The 23427-nt window shown below is 31.9% G+C and carries 24 protein-coding genes and 1 pseudogene; 12 read left to right on the forward strand and 13 right to left on the reverse strand.

The features are described 5' to 3' along the window. The coding region (locus tag AMD28_RS17220; protein ID WP_152975609.1) for an IS110 family transposase at nt 1-373 on the reverse strand (373 nt) is incomplete at its 3' end. Between the two features lie 351 nt (nt 374-724). Between AMD28_RS17220 and AMD28_RS17225 the strand changes: the two genes are divergently transcribed. Further along, a complete protein-coding gene (locus tag AMD28_RS17225) occupies nt 725-1438 on the forward strand; it encodes a PH domain-containing protein (protein ID WP_152975645.1) in 714 nt (237 codons plus the stop codon). 116 nt (nt 1439-1554) lie between these two features. On the opposite strand, the gene AMD28_RS17230 is transcribed toward AMD28_RS17225, so the two are convergent. Together AMD28_RS17230 and AMD28_RS17235 are read right to left on the reverse strand one after the other, a co-directional pair. Further along, the gene (locus AMD28_RS17230; RefSeq protein ID WP_055445390.1) at nt 1555-3063 is read right to left on the reverse strand and encodes a succinate CoA transferase; all 1509 of its coding nucleotides are present in this window, start codon (nt 3061-3063) and stop codon (nt 1555-1557) included. Between the two features lie 580 nt (nt 3064-3643). Further along, on the reverse strand, nt 3644-6412 hold the full coding sequence (locus tag AMD28_RS17235; RefSeq protein WP_055445391.1) for a M16 family metallopeptidase: 2769 nt from the start codon (nt 6410-6412) through the stop codon (nt 3644-3646). Between the two features lie 278 nt (nt 6413-6690). Between AMD28_RS17235 and AMD28_RS17240 the strand changes: the two genes are divergently transcribed. The 7 genes from AMD28_RS17240 to AMD28_RS17270 all read left to right on the forward strand — a co-directional run bounded on the left by AMD28_RS17240 (nt 6691) and on the right by AMD28_RS17270 (nt 12380). Further along, entirely contained in the window at nt 6691-7455 is a 765-nt protein-coding gene (locus AMD28_RS17240; RefSeq protein WP_055445392.1) for a ParA family protein, read from the forward strand. Between the two features lie 3 nt (nt 7456-7458). Then, nucleotides 7459-8364, forward strand: coding sequence for a ParB/RepB/Spo0J family partition protein (locus AMD28_RS17245; RefSeq protein ID WP_055445393.1), 906 nt, complete (start codon nt 7459-7461; stop codon nt 8362-8364). Next, complete coding sequence (locus AMD28_RS17250) at nt 8354-8971, forward strand: DUF5683 domain-containing protein (protein ID WP_055445394.1); 618 nt, start codon at nt 8354-8356, stop codon at nt 8969-8971. The genes AMD28_RS17245 and AMD28_RS17250 overlap by 11 nt, the downstream gene beginning before the upstream one ends. 85 nt (nt 8972-9056) lie before the next feature. Beyond that, a complete protein-coding gene (gene dapB / locus AMD28_RS17255) occupies nt 9057-9755 on the forward strand; it encodes a 4-hydroxy-tetrahydrodipicolinate reductase (RefSeq protein WP_055445395.1) in 699 nt (232 codons plus the stop codon). 87 nt (nt 9756-9842) lie between these two features. Next, nucleotides 9843-11444, forward strand: a complete 1602-nt coding sequence (lepB, locus tag AMD28_RS17260) for a signal peptidase I (RefSeq protein WP_055445396.1) — start codon at nt 9843-9845, stop codon at nt 11442-11444. 19 nt (nt 11445-11463) lie between these two features. Next, nucleotides 11464-12072, forward strand: a complete 609-nt coding sequence (locus tag AMD28_RS17265) for a WbqC family protein (protein WP_338035256.1) — start codon at nt 11464-11466, stop codon at nt 12070-12072. Beyond that, nucleotides 12072-12380 carry a DUF6122 family protein gene (locus tag AMD28_RS17270; RefSeq protein ID WP_055445398.1) on the forward strand — a complete coding sequence of 103 codons (309 nt, stop codon included), beginning with the start codon at nt 12072-12074 and terminating at the stop codon, nt 12378-12380. The genes AMD28_RS17265 and AMD28_RS17270 overlap by 1 nt, the downstream gene beginning before the upstream one ends. Before the next feature lie 136 nt (nt 12381-12516). Here AMD28_RS17270 and AMD28_RS17275 read toward each other — a convergent pair whose 3' ends face one another. From AMD28_RS17275 to AMD28_RS17305, 8 genes and pseudogenes are all read right to left on the reverse strand, one after another. After that, a complete protein-coding gene (locus AMD28_RS17275) occupies nt 12517-13548 on the reverse strand; it encodes an endonuclease/exonuclease/phosphatase family protein (protein WP_055445399.1) in 1032 nt (343 codons plus the stop codon). A 58-nt stretch (nt 13549-13606) separates the two neighbouring features. Next, entirely contained in the window at nt 13607-13810 is a 204-nt protein-coding gene (locus AMD28_RS19125; RefSeq protein ID WP_338035257.1) for a DUF6576 domain-containing protein, read from the reverse strand. Beyond that, nucleotides 13774-14469: a rhomboid family intramembrane serine protease gene (locus AMD28_RS17280; RefSeq protein WP_338035251.1), complete on the reverse strand. Its 696-nt coding sequence runs from the start codon at nt 14467-14469 to the stop codon at nt 13774-13776. Before AMD28_RS17280 ends, AMD28_RS19125 begins: the two co-directional genes overlap by 37 nt. Beyond that, nucleotides 14469-15238, reverse strand: a pseudogene (locus tag AMD28_RS19195) (rhomboid family intramembrane serine protease). Before AMD28_RS19195 ends, AMD28_RS17280 begins: the two are co-directional and overlap by 1 nt. Before the next feature lie 51 nt (nt 15239-15289). Beyond that, complete coding sequence (gene mutL, locus AMD28_RS17290) at nt 15290-17143, reverse strand: DNA mismatch repair endonuclease MutL (protein ID WP_055445400.1); 1854 nt, start codon at nt 17141-17143, stop codon at nt 15290-15292. 3 nt (nt 17144-17146) lie between these two features. Beyond that, complete coding sequence (locus AMD28_RS17295) at nt 17147-17428, reverse strand: hypothetical protein (RefSeq protein WP_055445401.1); 282 nt, start codon at nt 17426-17428, stop codon at nt 17147-17149. Nucleotides 17429-17888: 460 nt separating this feature from the next. After that, entirely contained in the window at nt 17889-18371 is a 483-nt protein-coding gene (ribH, locus tag AMD28_RS17300) for a 6,7-dimethyl-8-ribityllumazine synthase (RefSeq protein WP_055445402.1), read from the reverse strand. 24 nt (nt 18372-18395) lie between these two features. Continuing rightward, on the reverse strand, nt 18396-19166 hold the full coding sequence (locus tag AMD28_RS17305) for a tetratricopeptide repeat protein (RefSeq protein ID WP_055445403.1): 771 nt from the start codon (nt 19164-19166) through the stop codon (nt 18396-18398). A 133-nt stretch (nt 19167-19299) separates the two neighbouring features. Here AMD28_RS17305 and recF point away from each other — a divergent pair, with 133 nt between their 5' ends. The 4 genes from recF (at nt 19300) to AMD28_RS17325 (ending at nt 21406) form a co-directional block, all read left to right on the forward strand. Further along, nucleotides 19300-20379 carry a DNA replication/repair protein RecF gene (recF, locus tag AMD28_RS17310; protein WP_055445404.1) on the forward strand — a complete coding sequence of 360 codons (1080 nt, stop codon included), beginning with the start codon at nt 19300-19302 and terminating at the stop codon, nt 20377-20379. After that, nucleotides 20376-20807, forward strand: coding sequence for a hypothetical protein (locus AMD28_RS17315; protein WP_055445405.1), 432 nt, complete (start codon nt 20376-20378; stop codon nt 20805-20807). Before recF ends, AMD28_RS17315 begins: the two co-directional genes overlap by 4 nt. 29 nt (nt 20808-20836) lie before the next feature. After that, nucleotides 20837-21133, forward strand: a complete 297-nt coding sequence (locus AMD28_RS17320) for a DciA family protein (protein ID WP_055445406.1) — start codon at nt 20837-20839, stop codon at nt 21131-21133. An 81-nt stretch (nt 21134-21214) separates the two neighbouring features. After that, nucleotides 21215-21406 carry a cold-shock protein gene (locus tag AMD28_RS17325; protein ID WP_055445407.1) on the forward strand — a complete coding sequence of 64 codons (192 nt, stop codon included), beginning with the start codon at nt 21215-21217 and terminating at the stop codon, nt 21404-21406. 97 nt (nt 21407-21503) lie between these two features. Here the strand turns inward: AMD28_RS17325 and AMD28_RS17330 are convergent, their stop codons facing one another. Then, nucleotides 21504-22424 (reverse strand): YeiH family protein, encoded by a 921-nt coding sequence (locus tag AMD28_RS17330; RefSeq protein ID WP_055445408.1) that lies wholly within the window; start codon nt 22422-22424, stop codon nt 21504-21506. Between the two features lie 77 nt (nt 22425-22501). Continuing rightward, on the reverse strand, nt 22502-23386 hold the full coding sequence (locus tag AMD28_RS17335; RefSeq protein WP_055445409.1) for a LysR family transcriptional regulator: 885 nt from the start codon (nt 23384-23386) through the stop codon (nt 22502-22504). Between the last annotated feature and the right edge of the window lie 41 nt (nt 23387-23427).

Here is a 23427-nt window from a genome sequence, read left to right on the forward strand (position 1 = left end):
GCAAGCACTCACTCTGAACTTCATTTAAAGCTGTGTAAAGAGGAACATCATTCATTTGTCCATATTCACAAATGGCTTTAGAATCACTCTTATCGGTCTTTACTTTGGCTAATTTCATCTGGATAAATCGCTTTACAGATAAAGGGTTTACAACAGACACACATACTCCAGATTTATATAAAAACTGTGCCAACCTGTAATGATAATAACCTGTAGCCTCCATAACCACCAAAACACTTTCTGGTAAGCCTTTTATGAATTTCACAAAGCCTTTCTCATCATTTTTAAATTGGTCATGTCCTGTCTCTGAACCATAAACATCAAAGACATCTTTGCTAATGTCTAATCCAAAAATTTCACTATATTTATTCATAAGAATTGAATTTTGGAAAGAACGAGCTACTGATGTTTCAACAACTTGAAATCGAGATCTAAAGTCTCACAGAACTGAACGAAATATTAGTAGAAAAAGAGAGAGGATTATCAATGTTGTCGAAGTCTAATGCTTCACCGTGTATACTAATCTTATTTCTCTCTTTTGTTCTTTCTGATTTATATATCTTAATTTAATGTTTTATTTAAAATGTAAACTTAAGACGTTTATAATTAATGGCTAGTTCCAGCTTGCTTACGGAAATCCTTACGGATTTTCTATTCCGTTTTTATTTGCTAAATTAGGTGCTTAAAAACGCCACTAATCATACACAACAACGTTACCCAACATTTGAAAAAAAGCTACGAACCAAATAATAAACTTCTGAAAACCCTATTAAGGGAGAATGTATATCTAATAATTGGATTAATTATTATTATACCTATTTGGCATTACATCAAAAACGGAGAAACATTTGTTTTGGACTTCCTTTTCGTAAAAATAATGATTGGAATAATTCTCGTTTTCAACTTACCAAACTTTCTCATTTTCATAAACTATTACAGGGAAAACAAAAACACAAGAATCGATATTGATTTAGATTCTGACGAAATAATAATTAGCGAAAACGGAATTAAAAAACAATATAAAATATCTAATATTAAATCTTCTATATATCATTTAGGAGTTTACTATAAAAATCGGATTGACAATGCCAGACGTTTGAAAATGATGAATTCTGATTTAGCTTATTGGGATTTGGAATTTAATAATGGAGACACATTTTACATATCAAATTTCTTGGTTGACTTTTTACACGAAAAACCAATTGTGAAGAATACGAAGTTCAGATTTAGAATGTTTCAATACATTAATAAATTAGACTCTAAAGAAGCGATTGAATTAAAACAAGCTCAAGAAAAAAGTGTGGTGGAAAAGTATGTCGAAAAGTTTCAATCCAAAACTGAAAGTGAATTAAATGAAATTTTGAATAATAGAAAAGCTTATCAGAAAGAAGCAGTAGAAGCTGCTGATTTAATAATGAGAAATAAAAACGTTGGGTAACACCGTATAAAAATAATATCTGATAATTATAAATTATACCATAACTAAAAAGCCCGAGCAAATGCTTGGGCTTTTTTTATTTAAAAATAGGGAAACACAACTATTAACTTAATTCTTTAAACAATTGATTTCACTACCTTTTTTATTTTCATACTTCCTTCTGTTTTAAGTCTAGTATGCCAGCTAAATGTTTCTGGTAAAATATGAGGTGTTTGACCACCAAGCTTATACGCTTCTTCAAAATAATATAACAATTGTGCCTTATAATCAGGATGCACACATTTATCAATAATAACTCTAGCTCTTTCAATTGGAGCCAAACCTCTAATATCTGCCAAACCTTGTTCTGTTACTAAAATATCTATATCATGTTCTGTATGATCTGTATGAGAAACCATAGGAACAATATGAGAAATTTTACCTTCTTTAGACATAGAAGGGCAAGCAAAAATACTTAGATAACCATTTCTAGCAAAATCGCCAGAACCACCAATTCCATTCATCATATTGGTTCCCATAATGTGCGTAGAATTTACATTACCATAAATATCAAATTCTATAGCTGTATTAATACCAATAATTCCTAAACGACTAATCACTTCAGCTGAATTACTAATGTTTTGTGGTCTTAAAACCAATTTATCTTTATACTTATCAAAATCACTAAAAATATTTTTGGAACATTCTTCAGTAACAGTAATAGATGAAGCAGAAGCAAAAGATAACTTTCCTGCATCAAAAAGCTCAAAAGTACTATCCTGAAGCACTTCAGAATACATCGTTAAATCTTTAAATCTACTATTTGTAAATCCCGATAAAATAGCATTTGCAGTTTTTCCAATACCTGCTTGTAAAGGCAATAAAGATTCTGTTAATCTGCCTTCATCAACCTCATTACCTAGAAAATCAAGTATATGTTTAGAAATTGCAGTAGTTTTTTCATCTGGAGCAGAAATTACTGCAGGACTATCAGGCACTTCGGTATAAACAATAGCGACCACTTTTTCAGGATCAATTTTAATAAATGGATCTCCAATTCTTGTATCTGATTTCAATACAGGAATCACATCTCTGTTTGGTTGTTTCTTTAAAAATTTAACATCATGAAGACCGTATAGACTTTCTGGAAATGTCGTATTAATTTCTATAATAATTTTCTCTGCTTTTTCAGTAAAAGCAGGAGAATTACCCACTGAAGTTGTAGGAATAATATAGCCTTCTTCTGTTACACCAACTGCCTCTATAATTGCAACATCAATTTTAAAAGAATCAATTTTTTGCAACATATCTGCGGTTTGACCTAAATGCTGATCTACATACAAAACTTCATGGCTATTAATACTTTTTCTTAAAGTGGGATCTGCTTGAAAAGGCATCCTTTTATATAATGCTCCATTTTTTGCTAAATCAGCATCTGTATCATATCCTAATGATGCACCACTTAAAACGGTAACTTTAATATCTTCATGCAATGCTCTATCTGCTACCATAGGTAAAACAGATTTACTATCACCAGCTTTAGTAAAGCCACTAACACCAAGAACGTCATGATTTTTAATAATCATGGCAGCTACTTTTGGTGTTAAAATTTTATCTAAATAAGCTGGGTATTTAATTCTATTCATAGGAATGGGTCTCTATTTTTAATATAATGAATTGTATCATACAAAAACCGGCGTTTCTGCACTTGATTAATCATCAATTTTTTATTTGTTAAAAACCATAAATTTAATAAAATTATAGAACAACTTATTTACTTTAACATTATTTATGACCTAGTAATACTAGTATTTCACACAAAACAAATAACTTAAAATAAGCTTCATCCACATTGCTAACGTAAACATTTATATTAGCGTATATAATTTATTGCTTCCTCACCTCTCTTCCAAGCGTCCCTTTAAAACAAGATGAATAAGACGCACAGCATGTGTATATAACAATTTAGAAATCGATGGATAGCACATCACTGAAACCATACTTTTTATATTCTTTTTTAACTCAAAAACAATGGATATTAGCCTGTGAAAAAGGTTACTAAAACGACTAAAACTATAACAAATCCTTTTCCTTAATAGGTAAAACTTCCGTGGAATTAACTCATAAACAATAAAATATTTTTGATTTAAAATATGTAGACAAATAAAACTTGCCAACTAGAATAATTACTAGTTGGCAAGTTTTATGTTATTAAAGCTTCTTAAATTAATCTACTTTTTTATCCTCTTTTTTAATTTCAAAACTTTCAAAATCTCCCGCATTTACAACGGTCCATTCTTCAAAATTTTTAAAATGTTTTTTAATCGCTTTATTCACATCTTCCACAGTAAGACTACTTACTTTGGCTTCAATGTCTTTTTGAAAATTTAAATCTCTATCATAATACATATTATCATTAATAACTCTAGACAACTCACCATCTTTTGCTCTAGATACACTTTGTTCTTGTACCCAACCATCCACAGCTGTTTTTAGTTCTTCTTTGGTAATACCATCTTTAATAAAACGAGCAATTTCTTCGGTAAAACCAAGTTGTACTTTTTCTGCATTTTCTGGTGCATAAATAGCGTAAACCATAGCTGCAGAATTGTTGTCCGTTTTATTATTATCGACATTAACTCTTCCTCCAGCACCGTAACTTACACCATCTTGTTGACGTAAACGATTTGCTATTCTAGAACTTATAAAACCACCTCCTAAAATTTCACCAGCCATTTGAAGCGCTGCATAATCTTCATCATATTTACTAGTTGCGATTGGTAATATTCCGAAAGAAATAGCATTCTTTTTATCTGGTGTTTTAATTTTTTGATTTACAGCTTTATTATCTTGATAAGGATCACTAATTGCGGTATACGCTAAATCGGATTTAAAATCTCCAAACTCCTTTTCAAAATAACCTTTTAATGCTTCTTCGTCAATATTACCAATAGCGACTAGAGTTGCATTATCTGAAATTCCATAAAACGCATCATGATACGCTTGAAGGTCTTTAGTGGTAATGGCATTAATTGCAGCGATTTCTTCGTCTATGGTCATACTATAAAGCGGATGTCCTTTTTGATAATGCTGATTTAATAATCCCATTTCTCTAATCGCTAAAAACTGAGGATCTGTTTTGTTTTGCTCAATACCAGCCAAAGCTTCCGTTTTTAGTTTATCCAATTCGGTAGCATCAAACAATGGATTCTTAAGCATATCTGCCATTAAGGATAAAGCTTCGGTAAGATGTTCTTCGGTACTATTAACATTTGCTGTTATTCTACCATTAGAACCTCCAAAACTAACCGAGGATTTAATCGCACTTAATTTATCTTCAATATCTTGTCTTGATTTACTTTTAGTTCCTTTATTCAACATTTTTGCGGTATAACTTGCTGCAAGCCCTTTATTCATTAGCTGAGACTCATTCCCTGTTCTACTTGTAAAGGAAACGTTTACTGTTTTACCACGATTATTCTTTTTAATAAATCCGTATTCTATTGGGCTTTTAGTTAAATTTCCGGAGTTCAATGTGTTTTGAATATTCTCAAAAGAAACATCAAAAGTATCCCCTGCTCCCAGTCCTTCTTTTCCTTTATAGTTGGTTACTAAATCGGTAAGACCTTCGGTATGTTCTATTTCTACGCGCATTGGTTTTTTCTCTGGAATAAAAAGTCCAACCGTTCTATTGGTATTGATTAAATAGCGTTGTATTGCAGCATTCACTTTATCTGCTGTCATATTTTCTACACGATCGCGAAAGATAAACGCTAAACGCCAGTCTCCTGCTCCAATAAATTCGCTCATAAAAGTTCCTAATCGGGAAGAATTTCTAAAAATCGCATCTGCTTCCTTTAAAAATTTTCCTTTTCCGCGATTCACTTCTTCTTCGGTAACCGGATTGTTTCCTAAGTCATCTAATAAAGATAATAAGGTCGATTCTGCTTCCGATAAGGATTTATCAGAAGGTACATCCACATTGATATACATAAAACCTGGTTCTTTGGTAAAAGGAGTAAAAGACCAAATGCTAGATGCTTTTTTTTCATTTATTAATGCTTTATATAATCTTCCAGAAGGAGAATCGGTAAGTATTAACTCTGCAACTGCCATCGCAGCCGCATCTTCATGTGATCCTGCTGGAACATGATACAATGCAGAAACTATTTGTAAATCGCCAACGCGACTAAGCGTTACTCTTTTTTCTCCATCTTGTGCAGGCTCAATGGTTGGTACGTCTTTTAAAGGTGCTCCCGGATTTTTAAGAACGCCAAACTTTTTTACCACTTTAGTCAACATGTCTGCTTCTTCAAACTTTCCGGTTACCATTAAAACTGCATTATCTGGACGATAATATTTTTTATAAAATGCTTTTAAATTTTCAATTGGCACACGTTCTATATCCGATCGATTTCCTATGGTAGTTTTTCCGTAATTATGCCATAAAAATGCAGCATTACTTACATTGTCTAAAAGTACTCTGGATGGTGAATTTTCTCCCATTTCAAATTCATTTCGTACTACTGAAAATTCCGACTTCAAATCCTTTTCTGCTATAAAGGAATTCAACATTCTATCCGATTCTAAATCTAAAGCCCAATCTAGATTTTCTTCGGTTGCATTAAATGTTTCAAAGTAATTGGTACGATCATACCATGTAGTTCCGTTTGGTCGTGCACCATGGGAAGTTAATTCTTCCGGAATATTTGGATGGTTTGGCGTGCCCTTAAACACCATATGTTCTAATAAATGCGCCATTCCTTTTTCCCCATAGCCTTCATGACGTGAACCCACTTTGTAAGTAATATTTACCGTAATGGTTTGTGCAGAATTATCTGGAAACAACAGCACCTTTAAGCCGTTGTCTAGCATATATTCTGTAATTCCTTCCACGCTTGCCGTCTTTTTTATTTGTGATTGCACGGTTACAGAAAATGCGAATAGTAGGATTACAATTAAGGTCTTTTGAAAAATAATATTATTTTTTTTCATGATTAAGAAATTGATTAATAGATATTAAAGATAAAAAAAAGCCCTTAAACTTCTGTGAATCAGTCACTAAATTTCACAAAATCATGAATAAAATAGTAATTGTACGTAAGATTTATCGCTCGAAATTTTAAAAAAAAGAAATGGAATAGCATTCAAAGCACTACACTTATGCTATATATAGAAATTAATCCTTTCTTTTAACCAACTGTTAACAACTTCCATTTTATAAACCCATAAATAATCGTATTTTTGGTTGTTCCTAAAATCAAATGAAATTAATGGGTAAAATTATAGCAATTGCTAATCAAAAAGGTGGTGTTGGCAAAACTACAACTTCAATAAATTTAGCTGCTTCACTTGGTGTACTTGAAAAAAAAGTACTTTTAATTGATGCAGATCCACAAGCCAATGCAACATCTGGGTTAGGTATTAATGTAGAAGAAGTAGAAATTGGTACCTACCAACTTTTAGAACATACAAACACAGCTAAACAAGCTATTGTTAAAACAGATACACCGAATCTAGATATTATTCCTGCGCATATTGATCTTGTAGCCATTGAAATTGAGCTTGTAGATAAAGAAGCACGAGAGTATATGCTTAAAAAAGCATTACAAGAAGTAAAAGAAGATTATGATTTTATTATCATTGACTGTGCTCCTTCTCTTGGTTTATTAACACTAAATGCATTAACTGCAGCAGATGCGGTAATTATTCCTATACAATGTGAATATTTTGCTTTAGAAGGTTTAGGTAAATTATTAAACACCATAAAAAGTGTTCAAAAAATTCACAATCCGGAATTAGATATTGAAGGTTTACTGCTTACTATGTACGATTCGCGTTTACGTTTATCTAACCAAGTGGTAGAAGAAGTACAAAAACATTTTAACGATATGGTTTTTACAACCATTATACAACGTAACGTACGTTTAAGTGAAGCACCAAGTTATGGTGAAAGCATAATTAATTATGATGCGGCTAGTAAAGGTGCATCTAATTATTTAAGTTTGGCTAAAGAAGTGATTACAAAAAACTCCTAGATTATGGCGAAGGCAACCAAAAAACAAGCTTTAGGTAGAGGACTTTCTGCTCTTTTAAAAGACCCAAGCAACGATATACAAAATGCAGAAGACAAAAATGCAGATAAAGTAATAGGTAATATTGTCGAGTTAGAACTGGATTTAATTGAAATGAATCCGTTTCAACCACGTACCAATTTTAATGAAGAATCGCTTCGCGAATTAGCTTCCTCCATTAAAGAACTTGGTGTTATACAACCAATTACGGTTAGAAAATTAGCATTTAACAAATACCAACTGGTTTCTGGAGAGCGTCGTTTTCGCGCAAGTAAACTTATTGGTTTAGCGTCTGTTCCTGCATACATTCGTATTGCAAACGACCAAGAAAGTCTAGAAATGGCTTTGGTGGAGAACATTCAACGTCAAGATTTAGATCCTATAGAAATTGCATTATCCTACCAACGTTTAATTGATGAAATTCAATTAACCCAAGAGCAAATGAGTGAACGTGTTGGTAAAAAACGTTCTACTATTGCTAACTATTTACGATTGTTAAAACTAGATCCTATCATTCAAACCGGAATGCGAGATGGTTTTATCTCTATGGGTCATGGTCGTGCAATTATTAATATTGAAGACCAATCGATTCAGTTAGATATCTACGAAAAAATACTACAAAACAAACTTTCTGTTAGAGATACAGAAACGTTAGTAAGAACCTATAACGAGACACAAGAAGTAAGTGTACCACCAAAAGTAAAAGAAGAATTGCCAAAGTTTGTTAAAAAAGGTATGAAAGATTTTTCAGAATACTTTGGTCATAAAATAGACGTTAAAGTTTCTAGTAATGGGAAAGGAAGAATTACGATTCCATTTCATTCTGAAGAAGATTTTAATAGAATTAAAAAGTTAGTACAAAGTGAAAAATAAACTTTTCATATTAATAATATTTAGCATTTGTTTTAGTTTTTCGGCTTTAGCCCAAGAAAAGGAATCTAAAGAAGAAGAAAACAAAGCGTTAAAAAAAGAAAAAAAACAACTCGCGGATCAAGGTATTGTTATCGATGGCGAAATTAGCACTAGAGAACCAATAGATCCTTTAACTCCTGCTCGAGCTGCTTTTTACTCTGCTGTTTTACCGGGTTTAGGACATATTCACCTAAAACAATATTGGAAGGTCCCTGTTATTTACGTAGGACTTGGTGCTGGAGTCTATTTTTATTTAGACAACCATAAAGAATACAATCGATATCGCGATGCCTACAAACGTAGATTAGCTGGCTTTACAGATGATGAGTTTTATGGAGCCATAACCGATGATGGTTTAGAAGAAGCACAAAAAACACTTCGAAGAAACAAAGAGTTATCCCTTTTAGTTACTGCTGGAATTTACATTCTAAATATCGTTTGGGCCAATGTAGATGCGCATTTACTGCAATTTAATGTAGATGAAAACCTGACTTTTATGCCGCATTATAAAATTAACGAATTTGATAATACAGGTGATGTTGGTCTCTCTGTAAATTTTAAATTTTAAAAAATATTAATACGATTTTCGATGACTCGGAAACAAATATTATACAGATTCCCTTCTGCTAGGGAATAAAAAAAATACTTTTTCAATGAAAATTGCACTTCTTGGCTACGGAAAAATGGGTAAAACCATTGAACAAATAGCATTACAACGTGGTCATACTATTGTTACAAAAGCAATGGATGACAATTATGATATTACAGATGCCGATGTAGCTATAGATTTTAGTATACCTTCTGCCGCTTTTAAAAATATTTCTAATTGTTTTAATAAAAACATTCCTGTTATTTCTGGAACTACAGGCTGGCTTGAAGATTATGATAAAGCTGTTTCTTTATGCGAAGAAAAAAAAGGCGCATTTATTTATGCTTCCAACTTTAGTTTAGGTGTAAATATTTTTTTTGAGCTAAATAGCTATTTAGCAAAAATGATGAATACTTTAAAAGACTATAAAGTATCTATGGAAGAAATTCACCATACCCAAAAACTAGATGCTCCTAGCGGAACGGCAATTACGCTTGCAGATGCTATTATAAAAGAAAACACGAATTATACTTCTTGGAGTTTGGATACAGAAACAGAAGCCGCTTTACCAATTACTGCGAAGAGAATTGAAGACGTTCCTGGTACACACACTATTAGTTACAAAAGCGATGTAGACACTATAGATATTACGCATACCGCACATAACAGACAAGGCTTTGCGCTTGGTGCTGTTGTAGCCGCAGAATGGCTTTATGGAAAAACAGGTGTATTTACTATGAAAGATGTGTTAAACATTAGTTAACTAGTAATATATTTGTAACGTATAAAACGCTTACATCACTAACATAAATTAAACAATTGTCTGGAGACAATTATTAGTATACAAATTATGACATTTACGCAATTATTTATCTTTTTCGTTAGTATTCAAGTAATTCACGGATTAGGAACTTGGAAACTATATGTAAAAGCTGGAAGACAAGCTTGGGAAGCATTTATACCAGTCTACAATGCTGTGGTTCTAATGAAAATTATTAACAGACCTTGGTATTATACTATTCTGCTGTTTTTGCCAATTGTTAATCTTATCATGTTTCCTGTAATTTGGGTAGAAACCGCTAGAAGTTTTGGTAAAAATCAACCTTTAGATACTTTCTTAGCTATAATAACCTTAGGCTTTTATAGTTATTACCTTAATTACTTCACCGATGTAGAACATGTAAAAGATAGAAGTTTACATCCAAAATCTGGATCTGGAGATTGGGTAAGTTCTATTTTATTTGCTATTGTAGCTGCAACCATTGTGCATACGTATGTAATGCAACCGTATACTATTCCAACTTCTTCTTTAGAGAAATCGTTACTCGTTGGTGATTTTCTATTTGTGAGTAAGTTTCACTACGGAGCAAGAGTACCAATGACAACCATTGCTGCGCCAATGGTTCATGATACGATTCCTTTTATTAAAAAGAAATCGTATTTATATGATGATGTCTTAGAAGAAAAAAATACTTCTTGGATCAACAAACTGTCTTTACCTTATATGCGAATCCCAGGATTGCAAAAGATAAAGCGTAATGATATTGTAGTTTTTAACTGGCCAATAGATACGTCTTATAGCATGTCTGTACCAAGACCAGACAGAAACTATAACAAACCAATTGACAAGAAAACAAACTATGTAAAACGTTGTGTTGGTTTACCTGGAGATTCTTTATCTGTTCGTGATGGTTATGTGTTTATAAACGGAAAACAAAACGAATTACCAGATAGAGCTAAATTGCAGTTCTCTTATTTAGTAAAAACAAAAAATAATCAAGATTTTAACTTACAATACCTTCATGACAGATATGGCATGAACCCTAATAGAGTTGGAAAAGTAGATCAAGATGTATATAAATTTATGGGAATTTATAAAGGGGATTTAGAGAAATTTAAAAACAACCCGAAAGTAGATCAAATTATTCCTGTAAAAGAAGAAGAAGGAAAACGAAATTCAGGAATTTTCCCTCATGATCCAAACTATAACTGGAATAACGATTATTTTGGAGATTTATATATCCCTGAAGAAGGAAAAACTGTAGATTTAAATTTAAACGTTTTACCGCTTTATAAACGTATCATTACCGAATACGAAAACAATACACTACAAGTTAAAGGAAATCAGATCTTTGTTAATGGAGCGCTTGCTACAAGCTATACCTTTAAGCAAGATTACTATTGGTTAATGGGAGATAACAGACATGACTCTCAAGATTCAAGAACTTGGGGATTTGTGCCATTTGATCACGTTGTTGGTAAGCCTGTCTTTATTTGGTTTAGTGTAGATAGTGATGGTATTGGCTTAAAAAACAAAATCCGTTGGGATCGTTTATTTACTACTGTTGGCGGAAGCGGAGAACGCGTTTCTTATTTAATTCCGTTTATCATTTTACTACTTGGATGGTTTGGATATGGAAAATGGAAAAAAAGAAAAGAAGCGAATAGTTAATTGTTAACTGAACATTCTTATTCATCCAACATACTTCCCAAACGTAGCGCACTTTGCTGCCATGCTTAAAGCAGGTGAAGTTGTGTTGGAGATGCATGATAATTACCAAAAGCAAACCTATAGAAATAGAACTTTTATATATGGTGCAAATGGTAAATTACAATTAAGTGTACCTGTTGTTTATTCGCAAAAGGAAAGACAACAGTATCGTAATATAAACATTCATAATACCGAAAAGTGGCAAATGCTGCATTGGAAATCTTTGGAATCTGCATACAAGACTTCTCCTTTTTTTGAATTTTATGAAGATGAGCTTTTACCGCTATTTACAGAGGAAGCAGTAAATCTTTTAGCCTTTAATTTAAAGTGTTTTGAAACTATTTTAGATTGCCTTCAATTAGATTTAACTACCTCGGAAACCGAAAGCTTTCAAAAAGAAACCACCGACAAATCAGACTTTAGATATTTAGCAAACTCCAGAAAAGAACCCAATTTCAACTTTGATAATTACACACAAGTATTTGGAGAAAAACATGGTTTTATTGGCAATTTAAGCATCTTAGACTTGCTCTTTAATGAAGGTCCGAATGCTTTAAGCTATTTAGAAAATCAGTTTAAACACTTATAATGCTACAATCTATTCTACATTATGGCATTCACTTTGGCTTTCCATTATTAGTTGCCCTAGTCTTTTTTAAAAGCAATTGGAAAGTAGCTTATCTAATTATGGCTGCCGGAATACTAATAGATGTAGATCATTTACTAGCAACACCTATTTTTGAAGCCAATAGATGCAGCATCAACTTTCACCCTTTACACACGTATTACGCAATGGTAGTTTATGTGTTATTATTACTTCCTAAAAAAACGAGATTAATAGGATTAGGCTTATGTATTCATATCCTTGCAGATTATGTAGACTGTTCTTTTATGTAATACATTCCTTTGAAAAAGGAATCACTGCTATATGACCAAAAACTTTTCATTTACTAATAAACAGATTCCTGCATTACTCATTAATTCTTTTTTTTAATATTGAAATCGTGAATCTTCGATTTCGCAGGAATAAAGGTTAATCCAATAACGACAATCTAGCCATTACCGGAAAGTGATCGGAATAATGCGCATCATAGGTTTTAAAAGCATCTACAACAAAGTCATCATCTACTAAAATAAAATCGATACGCGTAGGAAAGAATTTAAAATCATACGTTCTACCAAAACCATTTCCTGCAACTTTAAAAGCATCTTGTAAGCCTTCCTTCATTTCTTTATACACATAAGAAAATGCGGTGTTATTAAAATCGCCACTAATAATCACCTTGTACTTACATGCATTTTTGTGTTTTAAAAACAATTCGGTTTGTGCTTGTTGCATTTCAAATGACTTACCAATTCGTTTCACCAAACGTTCCGAATCCTCTTGTGAAATAGCTTCTACTTTAACTTTAGTATCTAATTTTAGAGACTGTAAGTGTACATTATACACGCGAATGGTATCTCTTTCCTTCACAATATCCACAAAAATGGCATTATTTGAAGTATTAGGAAATCCAACAGAACCAGAATTTATTATGGGATATTGTGAAAAAATAGCTTGTCCGAATTTAATTTTATTACCCGTTAGCTTTTCAAATTTATATTTAAAAAAAGATAAATCTATATTTTCATTAGGATGGTATTCTTGAAAATTAACTACATCTGGTGCTTTTTCCTTAATAAAATCAATCAGTTTTACATCTGTATTTGCTTCTTCAATCCAATCATATAAATTAAAAAGACGCACATTATAATTCATGACAGTAAGGCTATTCTCTTTGTTTACTTCATTTGTATTCGAAAACTTATACAAAGATCCAAACGACAAATAACCTATTACTAAAACTACAAAAGATAAAAAGAACTGTTTTTTGATTTTTAGTAACCAATACAGAAAAAACAAAACGTTAACTATAATTAAAAACGGAACCCCTAAACTTAAAACCGATAAAATGGAAAATGTTTTTGGAGCCACAAAAGGCAACACATAAGAAAGCAATAAAAGCGTAGCCCCAACAGAGTTGAAGAAGAATACTATTTTATTTAAAAAATTTAATTTTTTCATGTGTTTTAGTGGACGCTATAAGTCCGTTAACTACTTACTGATGATTGAATACTGATCACTATTTCCCAGCTCTAAACAATAATTCTTTTTCTTCTTTGGTTAAACTTTCGTAACCACTTTTACTTATTTTATCTAGAATAATATCAATTTGCTTTTGGTTGTTAAACTCTTTAAACTCATCTTTAGTATAACCAGCAACTTTACCTTTCTTTTTATGTACGGTTTTTAGTCTAGATGGGTTCTTTTTAAAAAGGTTTGTAATACTTCCATAAAACCTTCAAAACCTTTACCAATATCTTTTCCTTTGGTTAATTGTGTTGCATAAAAATAACCAAGAATAGTACCTCCAAAATGTGCAAGATTCCCTCCTGCATTGCCTCCAAAAAGACCTACAAAATCTAGAACAACAATGGCAATACCGACGTGTTTCAGTTTGATATTAAAAGTAAAAACGCGTAAATCCATGTTAGGCATATATGCACACATAAAAATAAGTAAAGCCCTAACTGCTCCAGAAGCGCCAACTAATCGGTGACCAGAACTAAAAACAGTTGGTAGTAATGCATAGGCTAATAAAAACAATAAAGCCCCAGAAATAGCACCAAGAAAATATACGTTTAAAGCAAGTTTGGTATTAAATAAATTAATAAACATTCTACCAATAAAATATAACCAAAGCATATTAAACAGCATGTGAATAAAATCATAATGCACAAAGGCATAAGTAATAATACTCCATGGTTGTTTTAGAAAATCAAAAAAATCGCTAGGCAGCTCGAACCAAGACATACTAGATCCTGTCTTTAAAACAAATCTTAAAACTTGTGCTAATATAAAAACAAGAACGTTAACCGCAATAAGCTTTTCAAACACATTAAGCTGTGCTAGTTTTTGTTTAATATCTTGATTTAGATTTGTCATTAATCCCAACGGTTTTTATTAAACTGATTTTTTTTCCAATACCACATAATTAAAAATCCTGTAATTGCTCCTCCAACATGCGCCATATATGCGGTGTTACTTGGACTAAAGAACGATTGCCCTGAAACTGCAGAGATAACATCTAATAGTATAATTCCCGGAATAAAGTACTTTGCTTTTATAGGAATTGGCAAGAAGATCATCATTAGTTTTGCTTCTGGGTTCATCATTCCAAAAGCCGCTAAAATCCCCATAATACAACCAGATGCTCCAACCATGGAAGCGTTATAAATAGGAAAAGCTGCTTTTAAGTTTATTAGTTGTGCATCGGTAATTCCAGAAATAGTTTCGTTAGAAGTAAACATATGAACTAACTGATCATTCGTTAATCCAGAGCTAATCAATTCATCATATAATGGAATATAGCTAAAATAGTAATACCCTAGCTGAACAATACCGCTCCTAATCCTGCCGAGATATAGACAAACAAAAATTTCTTACTTCCTAAAACCTGTTCTACTGGTGAACCAAACATCCATAAAGCAAACATATTAAAACCTAAATGCATTAAGCTAAGTTTTTGCAAATCTGCTCCTCCATGCATAAACATGTGTGTTATTATTTGCCAAGGTTGAAATGCTTCGTTTTTAGGGAAATATAAAGCAAACCACTCATAAAACAATTGTCCGCCTCCAACAAATAAAGTACCAATAAACATAAGCACGTTTATGATTATTAAATGTTTTACTGTGTCTGTTATTCTATTCATATTAATTTTTTCATTCCCTTGAAAAAGGGAATCCTTTTATTGTTTTGTAATCTATAAAAATTTTCTATCCAACTCGTCCATGGTCATGGTAACAAAAGTTGGCCTATTCATTGCAGAAACATTAGGTTCCTTACATGCAAAAAGTTTATTAACCAAATGCTCTTGCTCTTGTAAACTTAAGCTTTGCCCGGTTTTAATAGCCAAACTTTTAGACATCGATTTTGCTAGTAAATCGGTAGCACTAAAATTACTGTCTGGTACTTCGTTTTCTACATCGCTAATAAGTTGTTCTAAAATGATAGAAACCTCACTTTCGGGAACGCTTACAGGAACTCCTGTAATTTCTAAGCTATCTTCATTTATAGAAGCAAACATAAATCCGGTATGCTCTAAATCTTCTTTTACTTGATTGATAATTGTAATTTCTTGGGATGAAAAATGCAATTGTAAAGGGAATAATAATTGCTGACTCATCGCTTCTTTTACGGTCAAGTTTTTAAGGAAATCTTCATATAAAACACGTTGATGCGCTCTATGCTGATCTATTAGTAGCATCCCTGACTTTACCTTACTAATAATATATTTATTGTTTAATTGGTAGGTAGATTGCTGTTGTTCTACTTCGTTTTCATTAGTAAACATAGAAGCCGTTTGCTCATCACTTTCAAAATGAACTTCGCTAAAATCTTGTTGTGTCTTGGTACTTTTAGATTCTAATCCAACATATAAACCTTCCCAACTACCTGCAACTTCCTTTTTATAGGAAACTTGTGGTTTAGCAACAGGAGTTCTTTCTTCTTGAAAAGGATTAAAACTACGATCCACCTCTATGGTTGGCGTACTTCCTCCTTTATTTTTAAATCCGTAAGGGGTATCTAAATTAGCATCCCTATCAAAATCTAAAACAGGAGCGATATTAAATTGCCCTAAACTATGTTTCACCGCAGAACGTAAAATGGCATATAAAGTATGCTCATCATCAAACTTAATTTCTGTTTTTGTTGGATGTATATTGATATCTATGGTTTGCGGATTTACCTGCAAGTTTAAAAAATAACTTGCATGCGCGCCATCTTTTAATAAACCTTCAAACGCCGAAGCTATTGCGTGATTTAAATAGGCGCTTTTTATAAATCTATCGTTTACAAAAAAGAACTGTTCGCCTCTAGATTTTTTAGCATATTCTGGTTTTCCTACAAATCCGGAAATCTTCAATACTTCGGTATCTTCTTCAACAGGAACTAATTTCTCATTGGTTTTTGTTCCGAAAAGGTTTACAATACGCTGTCTATAATTACTTTCTGGGAGTTGAAAAACTTCAGAACCGTTATGATACATGGCGAATGTAATATTTGGATGTGCCAAAGTAACCCTATGAAATTCATCAATAATATGACGTAATTCTACGGTATTCGACTTTAAAAAGTTGCGTCTTGCAGGAATATTAAAAAACAGATTTTTAACGGCAATAGAAGTTCCTTTTGGCGTAACAATTACTTCTTGTTCTACAATTTCACTACCTTCAATAATGATACTGGTACCAACCTCTTCATCTTCTTGCTTGGTTTTTAATTCTACGTGCGCAATAGCCGCAATACTTGCTAAAGCTTCTCCGCGAAAACCTTTGGTGTTTAATTTAAAAAGATCATCTGCGGTTCTAATTTTAGAAGTTGCATGACGCTCAAAACTTAAACGAGCATCTGTTGTGCTCATTCCTTTACCGTCGTCAATAATCTGAATTAAGGTTTTACCAGCTTCTTTTACTATTAATTTAATGCTGGTTGCATCTGCATCAATAGCATTTTCTAGTAATTCTTTTACTACAGAAGCAGGTCGTTGTACTACTTCACCAGCTGCAATCTGGTTAGCAACATGGTCTGGTAAAAGTTGAATAATGTCTGCCATAAATTATTTTGAAAAGAATATAGATAAATCGAAATCTATAATAAACAAAAATACAAATATGAGTATTGCAAGAATAATTAAAACGCGTTTATTTGCTGTTTTATCTTCGTTGTTTTTATAGTCGTTAAGCGCAGAAATTAGCTTTGTTTTTATTCCTCCTTGACTACCAACCGTTTGTCGTTGGTCATCAAATTTATGCTTGATTTCATACGGATTTCCTTCCCCTTTAAAGTATTGAGGTGTATAATCAAACTTTCTGTTTTGTTTTGTTTTAAAAATTCCCATAATCTTTGCTTTATTAGTAACTACCTAAAATGTATAATAACACCAATACAGCTATCAAGAATAACACCATAATGGTCAAGCTAGATAGAAAACTTCCTTTTCGTTTAGAGGTTCTACGAATTCCGTCCCATTGGGAAGTTAGCTCTTCTTTTTGAGTTTTGTCCTGCTCTCTTTGGTGCTTAGGAGTATAACTAAACGATTTGTTTCTGCGTTGATTAAATAAATTCACTGTAAAATTAAAAGTATACGTTACCTTCAAATTTACTTAATTTACAAGGAAAAATGGGTTTGTAAATGCTAAAAATTGTTAACAAACGTGTAGGATGACAGCGGAAAGATGATGAAACACACTATTTTCTCACAAAGTCACGAAGATGCAAAGAAACGAAATGCTTTCTTTACCTGTTAAAACAAAGACGGAACACTGCGACTGTGACTAAATACTTTGACTGATAAGTGACTACAGATTATTTAAAGCAGCCATTTTAATTGCAGCTACAGCAGCTTCGGTACCTTTATTCCCATGAATTCCACCAGAACGATCAATACCTTGTTGCATATTCATATCTGTAAGTACGCAGAAAATTACAGGAACATCATGAATCACATTTAAGTCTTTGATACCTTGAGAAACCGCTTCACAAACAAAATCGAAATGTTTGGTTTCTCCTTGAATGACACTACCAATAGTAATTACAGCATCTACATTATACTGTTGCATTTTTTTTGCACCAAATATAAGTTCATAACTACCAGGAACATTCCAACGTAGTATGTTTTCTTCGGTTACACCATTTTCAATTAGCGTATCAAAAGCACCTTTGTATAATCCTTCGGTGATGTTATCGTTCCATTCTGAAACAACAATCCCAAACCGAAAATCTTTCGCGTTTGGGATTGTGTTTTTATCGTAATCGGATAAATTTTTATTTACTGTTGCCATGTTTCTTTCCGCGAAAGCGGTAATTTATTTAGTAGCCAACACTTCTGCTTTCCCTATAAATACATCAATATTTGTAGCTTCAGTTGCAGTAGGATATTCTTCTTTAATTTTAGTAAAATGTTTTAACGCTTCACTAGCTTTTCCTAAATCTAAAGCAGTAATTCCTGCTTTGTATAAGTACATTGGCGTTGTTAATTCATTGTTACGCATTTCTGCCGCTTGCACATAATAACCTAAAGCATCTTCTTTTTGGTTTAATTGTACAAATGCATCTCCAATTGCTCCTTTAGCAATAGGTCCAGTTGCTTGGTCTTTACCAGTATATTTACCTAAATACGAAACCGCATTTTTGTAATCTTTTTGGTTTAAGTAAGCCATTCCTGCGTAATAGTTTGCAAGGTTTGCAGCTTCTGTTCCGCTATGCTCAGATATAATATCTAACATACCAAACTTACCTTCTCCTCCATTTAATGCTAAATTAAATAAAGAATCTTTGTCAGCTCCTGTTACTGCTTCGTTATAATATTTTTGCGCTTGAAACATATCGTTAATCGCTTCTGTTTGTGCTGGTTTAGCTACAAATTCTTTATACCCTAAGTAACCTAATACTCCTACAGCTACAATACCAATTATTACAAAAATGTATTTTTGGTTCTTAATAACCCAGTCTTCTGTTTTAGAAGCTGTTTCATCTAGTGTATTAAAGACTTCGGCAGTTGTTGAGTTTACTTCTTCAACTTGCTCTACTTCTTCTTTCGTATTTGCTTTATAACCTCTTTTCTTGTACGTTGCCATTATTTTCTTAATTATTGCGTGGCAAAAATAAAATTTTTCTTCACAAATAAGGTTTATTTATTTGTTATTTTTCAATATTTTGCAAGACATTTCAAGAAAACAACTTCTAGAATTCCGATTATCTCACTTTTTTATGATTTTAAAATCACTTTCTTTACTTAATTATAAGAATTTTGACAGCATTTCTTTCACCTTTAATGAAAAAATAAACTGCATTGTTGGTAACAATGGCGTGGGTAAAACCAATGTTCTTGATGCTATTTATCATCTTTCATTTGGTAAAAGTTATTTTAATCCGGTAGCATCACAAAATATAAAACACAACGAAGAGTTTTTTGTCATTAATGGCGATTATGAAAAAGAAAATAATTTAGAGAAAGTTGCAATTAGCTTAAAAAAAGGTCAGAAAAAGGTTATTAAGCGAAATAATAAGGCTTATGAAAAATTTAGTGAACATATTGGCTTCTTACCTTTGGTTATAATTTCGCCAGCAGATAGAGATTTAATTACCGAAGGAAGTGACACCAGACGTAAATTTATTGACAGTGTGATTTCGCAAAGTGATAAAACCTATTTAGACGATTTAATTAAGTACAATAAGATTTTAGCACAACGAAACTCGTTATTGAAATATTTTGCGCTTAACAACACCTATAACCACGATACTATTGAAATTTACAACAATCAGTTAACCGATTATGGGACACGGATTTTTAAATCGCGAGATGCTTTTTTACAAGAGTTTATTCCTATTTTCAAATCGCGATATGAAGCGATTAGCAATAATAACGAAAGTGTAGATTTGATATATAAAAGTGATTTATTTGAAGCAGACCTCAACACACTTTTAATGCGCGTTATTAATAAAGACAAAGCTTTACAGTATACTAGTATAGGAATACATAAAGACGATTTGGTATTTAATATTGCAGATCATCCTATTAAAAAGTTTGGAAGTCAAGGACAGCAAAAATCCTTTCTAATCGCTTTAAAGTTGGCACAATTCGATTTTATAAAGAAACAAAGTGGTGTAAACCCGATTCTACTTTTAGATGATATTTTTGATAAGTTAGATGAACAACGCGTTGCACAAATTATTAAATTGGTAGATGATGAAAACTTCGGACAACTTTTTATTAGTGATACACACGCCGAACGAACAGAAAATGCCGTAAAACAAGTACACCAATCTTTTGAAATTTTTAAGCTATGAAAAAACATGTAATCCTTTTATTAGCCCTAACTATTTTTAGTTGTTCTCCAAATCCGGAAACGTTTATTCCCCATATAAATGGGTATTGGGAAATTGACGAAGTAACCTTACACGATGGAAGTAAAAAAGACTACAACTATAATGATACTATAGATTATTTTGAAATAAACGATAGTTTAACTGGGTTTAGAAAAAAAATGAAACCTAATTTTTTAGGAACTTACGAAACGTCTAAAGATGCTGAAACGATGCAGATTATAATAGAAAACGACAGTTTAAACGTATATTATAAGACCCCTTTTGCGAAATGGAAAGAAACTATATTATTAGCAAGTACATCGCAATTAAAAATAATAAACCAGAATAAGGACGTATATTTATACAAACGCTATCAACCTTTAGATTTAGAAGGGATAAATAAAAATTAAAAAGATTTCCGCTTTTGCGGAAAAGGAATATGGCAAAACGTAATAATGAAAATCTAAGCATTTCGGATGCTTTAAAGGAATTTGTAGAAACCAATAAATTAGAACGTGGCTTAGATAAAGTCAATGTAGCTGATGCTTGGGCGAACCTAATGGGAAATGGTGTCAATAATTATACAACAGCAATACAATTAGAACGCGAAACTTTATATATACAATTAAGTTCTAGTGTTTTGCGTGAAGAACTGAGCTATGGTAAAGAAAAAATAATTAAAATGCTTAATGAAAGTCTAGGTAAAGAGATTATAAAAAAATTGGTATTAAGATAATTTATTAATTTTTATGTTTATTTAATTTATTGGCATTATATTTGTAAACTATTACATATTAACAAATTAAATTACATTACAATGAGTAAAGGAACAGTAAAGTTCTTCAACGATGCCAAAGGATTTGGTTTTATCACAGAAGAAGGTTCAAACAAAGAACATTTTGTACACATTTCGGGATTAATCGATGAGATTCGTGAAGGCGATGACGTTGAGTTCGAATTAACAGAAGGAAAAAAAGGATTAAACGCAATAAACGTAAAAGTTATATAATATATACTTATCTTTTTAAAGCAAAAACGCAACCAATTGGTTGCGTTTTTTTTGTTTGTGATCGTTTTGTTTTAACCTTCTACACTACATTTCTTTTTTAGTTTAAAATATAAGCTAACGAAAAAACGGAAATAAACAACCACAATATAGATGCAAACACGATTGGCTTTACACCAGATGCTTTTAAATCATTAATAGATATATTAGATCCTACAAGAAATAATGTTACAACAAGCAATCGTTTTGCCATAAGCACAATAAAACTAGTTGCTTGCTCTGGTAAAACATGGCAACTATTTATAAAAATGGCAATTATAAATAGAATAATAAAATAGGGAATCTTTATTTTCTCTCCTTTGGTTTTAAATAGAAACATAGATAAAATAGATAAAGGAATAATCCACAAGGTTCTTGTTAATTTCACTGTTGTTGCTATTCGTAAAGCTTCATCTCCATAACCTAAAGCTGCTCCAACTACAGAACTTGTGTCATGAATAGCAATAGCGCACCATAAACCAAATTGCTCTTGTGTTAAGTTAAAAAAATGACCTATTGCAGGAAAAACAAATAGCGCAATAGCGTTTAAAAAAAACACAATACCTATTGCAACACTTATGGTTTTACTTTTCGCTTTAATAACTGGTGCAATTGCTGCAATGGCGCTTCCGCCACAAATAGCAGTTCCAGAACTAATAAGATGTGCTAATTTTACATCTAACTTCAAAATTCTTCCTAAGATGTATCCGAAACCAATCGTTAAAAAAATAGAAAACATAGTTAATTCTAAACCTTGCTTACCCGTTTCTAATGTTTCATTAATAAACATTCCAAAACCTAAACCAACTACAGAGACCTTCAAAAAAAGGTGAAAACCCCTCTGACTGTACGTTGGAAAGGGATTATGAAATACAAGTGTAAACACAAAGCCAAGCACTAATGCTGTCGGACTATTTATTCCGCCTAAAAAAGCGATACTAATTATAAGGAGGTAGGCTGCTTTGGTAAACAAATCTTTCATCTAATTTTGTATTATTATCATACAAAAGTAAACCTAAGAAATAACCTGTAAGCAAATTAATTAGTTATTAAGCATAACTAAAAGTTATAGTTTTGTCGGATGAAATTTTCTAGATAATCTACAGTCTTCGATTGAAAACCCGTTCTTTTGATAAAGTAAAACCATCTTTCGATGCTTAAATCTTTAATATCTATTATTTTTAATTTATTATGAACAAGATCATTATGAATAGCATTAATAGATAAAAGCGCATAATGATCGGAATGATACAAGTAGTTTTTAATTGCTTCGGTACTATTTAAAGACACGACACTGTTTAGCTTTTTTATATTGTTTTGTAATAGAAACGCATCAATAATAGTCCTTGTTCCAGAACCTTTTTCACGTTCAATAATAGGGATTTCCTGTAAAGTCTCCATAGTGATACTCCCTTTCTTAAAAAGATTGTTATTCACATTAGTGACCAATACAATTTCGTCTTTAATAAATTTTTCAAAATGCAGTTTAGTATTAGAAATACTACCTTCGGTAATACCAAAATCTATTTCTTCATTCAGAATAAAATCTTCAATATGGGCTGAATTATCACTTATTATTTTAAATTTTGTTTGCGGAAACTGGACTCTAAACTTTGCTATTATTTTAGGAATTATATAATTAGACAATGTCGTACTAACGCCCAATTCAATAACTTCTGGAAAAACGTCCTTTTTGTGGAGAAACTGTTCCTCCATTTCAGAAAAAACAGCGAGTATTCTATTGACATATAAAAGAAAGGACTTCCCTTCTGCTGTAAGTTCTATGGAGTTTCTCTTTCTAGTAAAAAACGTTGTTTTATATTCTTCTTCTAAATTTTTAATCGATTTAGATACCGCTGGTTGCGAAATAAATAATTGCTCTGCAGCTTTAGTAAAGCTCAAATGTTTTGCAACAACTTTAAATATATGTAGCTTCGTTTTCATTCTATCTTATGTAAATAACCAATAAAAGCACAACTATTACT

This window comes from Lacinutrix himadriensis, from assembly GCF_001418105.1.
GTDB classification, from domain to species: domain Bacteria; phylum Bacteroidota; class Bacteroidia; order Flavobacteriales; family Flavobacteriaceae; genus Oceanihabitans; species Oceanihabitans himadriense.

What these genes read in the sequence shown, in the direction of transcription:
- AMD28_RS17270 (WP_055445398.1), top strand. Translation starts at nt 12,072, where the DNA reads ATGCTACAATCTATTCTACATTATGGCATTCACTTTGGCTTTCCATTA.
- AMD28_RS17315 (WP_055445405.1), top strand. Translation starts at nt 20,376, where the DNA reads ATGAAAAAACATGTAATCCTTTTATTAGCCCTAACTATTTTTAGTTGT.
- AMD28_RS17330 (WP_055445408.1), bottom strand. Translation starts at nt 22,424, where the DNA reads ATGAAAGATTTGTTTACCAAAGCAGCCTACCTCCTTATAATTAGTATC.
- AMD28_RS17275 (WP_055445399.1), bottom strand. Translation starts at nt 13,548, where the DNA reads ATGAAAAAATTAAATTTTTTAAATAAAATAGTATTCTTCTTCAACTCT.
- AMD28_RS17245 (WP_055445393.1), top strand. Translation starts at nt 7,459, where the DNA reads ATGGCGAAGGCAACCAAAAAACAAGCTTTAGGTAGAGGACTTTCTGCT.
- AMD28_RS17320 (WP_055445406.1), top strand. Translation starts at nt 20,837, where the DNA reads ATGGCAAAACGTAATAATGAAAATCTAAGCATTTCGGATGCTTTAAAG.
- dapB (WP_055445395.1), top strand. Translation starts at nt 9,057, where the DNA reads ATGAAAATTGCACTTCTTGGCTACGGAAAAATGGGTAAAACCATTGAA.
- AMD28_RS17295 (WP_055445401.1), bottom strand. Translation starts at nt 17,428, where the DNA reads ATGGGAATTTTTAAAACAAAACAAAACAGAAAGTTTGATTATACACCT.
- AMD28_RS17335 (WP_055445409.1), bottom strand. Translation starts at nt 23,386, where the DNA reads ATGAAAACGAAGCTACATATATTTAAAGTTGTTGCAAAACATTTGAGC.
- lepB (WP_055445396.1), top strand. Translation starts at nt 9,843, where the DNA reads ATGACATTTACGCAATTATTTATCTTTTTCGTTAGTATTCAAGTAATT.
- AMD28_RS17235 (WP_055445391.1), bottom strand. Translation starts at nt 6,412, where the DNA reads ATGAAAAAAAATAATATTATTTTTCAAAAGACCTTAATTGTAATCCTA.
- mutL (WP_055445400.1), bottom strand. Translation starts at nt 17,143, where the DNA reads ATGGCAGACATTATTCAACTTTTACCAGACCATGTTGCTAACCAGATT.
- AMD28_RS17305 (WP_055445403.1), bottom strand. Translation starts at nt 19,166, where the DNA reads ATGGCAACGTACAAGAAAAGAGGTTATAAAGCAAATACGAAAGAAGAA.
- recF (WP_055445404.1), top strand. Translation starts at nt 19,300, where the DNA reads ATGATTTTAAAATCACTTTCTTTACTTAATTATAAGAATTTTGACAGC.
- AMD28_RS17240 (WP_055445392.1), top strand. Translation starts at nt 6,691, where the DNA reads ATGGGTAAAATTATAGCAATTGCTAATCAAAAAGGTGGTGTTGGCAAA.
- AMD28_RS17280 (WP_338035251.1), bottom strand. Translation starts at nt 14,469, where the DNA reads ATGACAAATCTAAATCAAGATATTAAACAAAAACTAGCACAGCTTAAT.
- ribH (WP_055445402.1), bottom strand. Translation starts at nt 18,371, where the DNA reads ATGGCAACAGTAAATAAAAATTTATCCGATTACGATAAAAACACAATC.
- AMD28_RS17230 (WP_055445390.1), bottom strand. Translation starts at nt 3,063, where the DNA reads ATGAATAGAATTAAATACCCAGCTTATTTAGATAAAATTTTAACACCA.
- AMD28_RS17325 (WP_055445407.1), top strand. Translation starts at nt 21,215, where the DNA reads ATGAGTAAAGGAACAGTAAAGTTCTTCAACGATGCCAAAGGATTTGGT.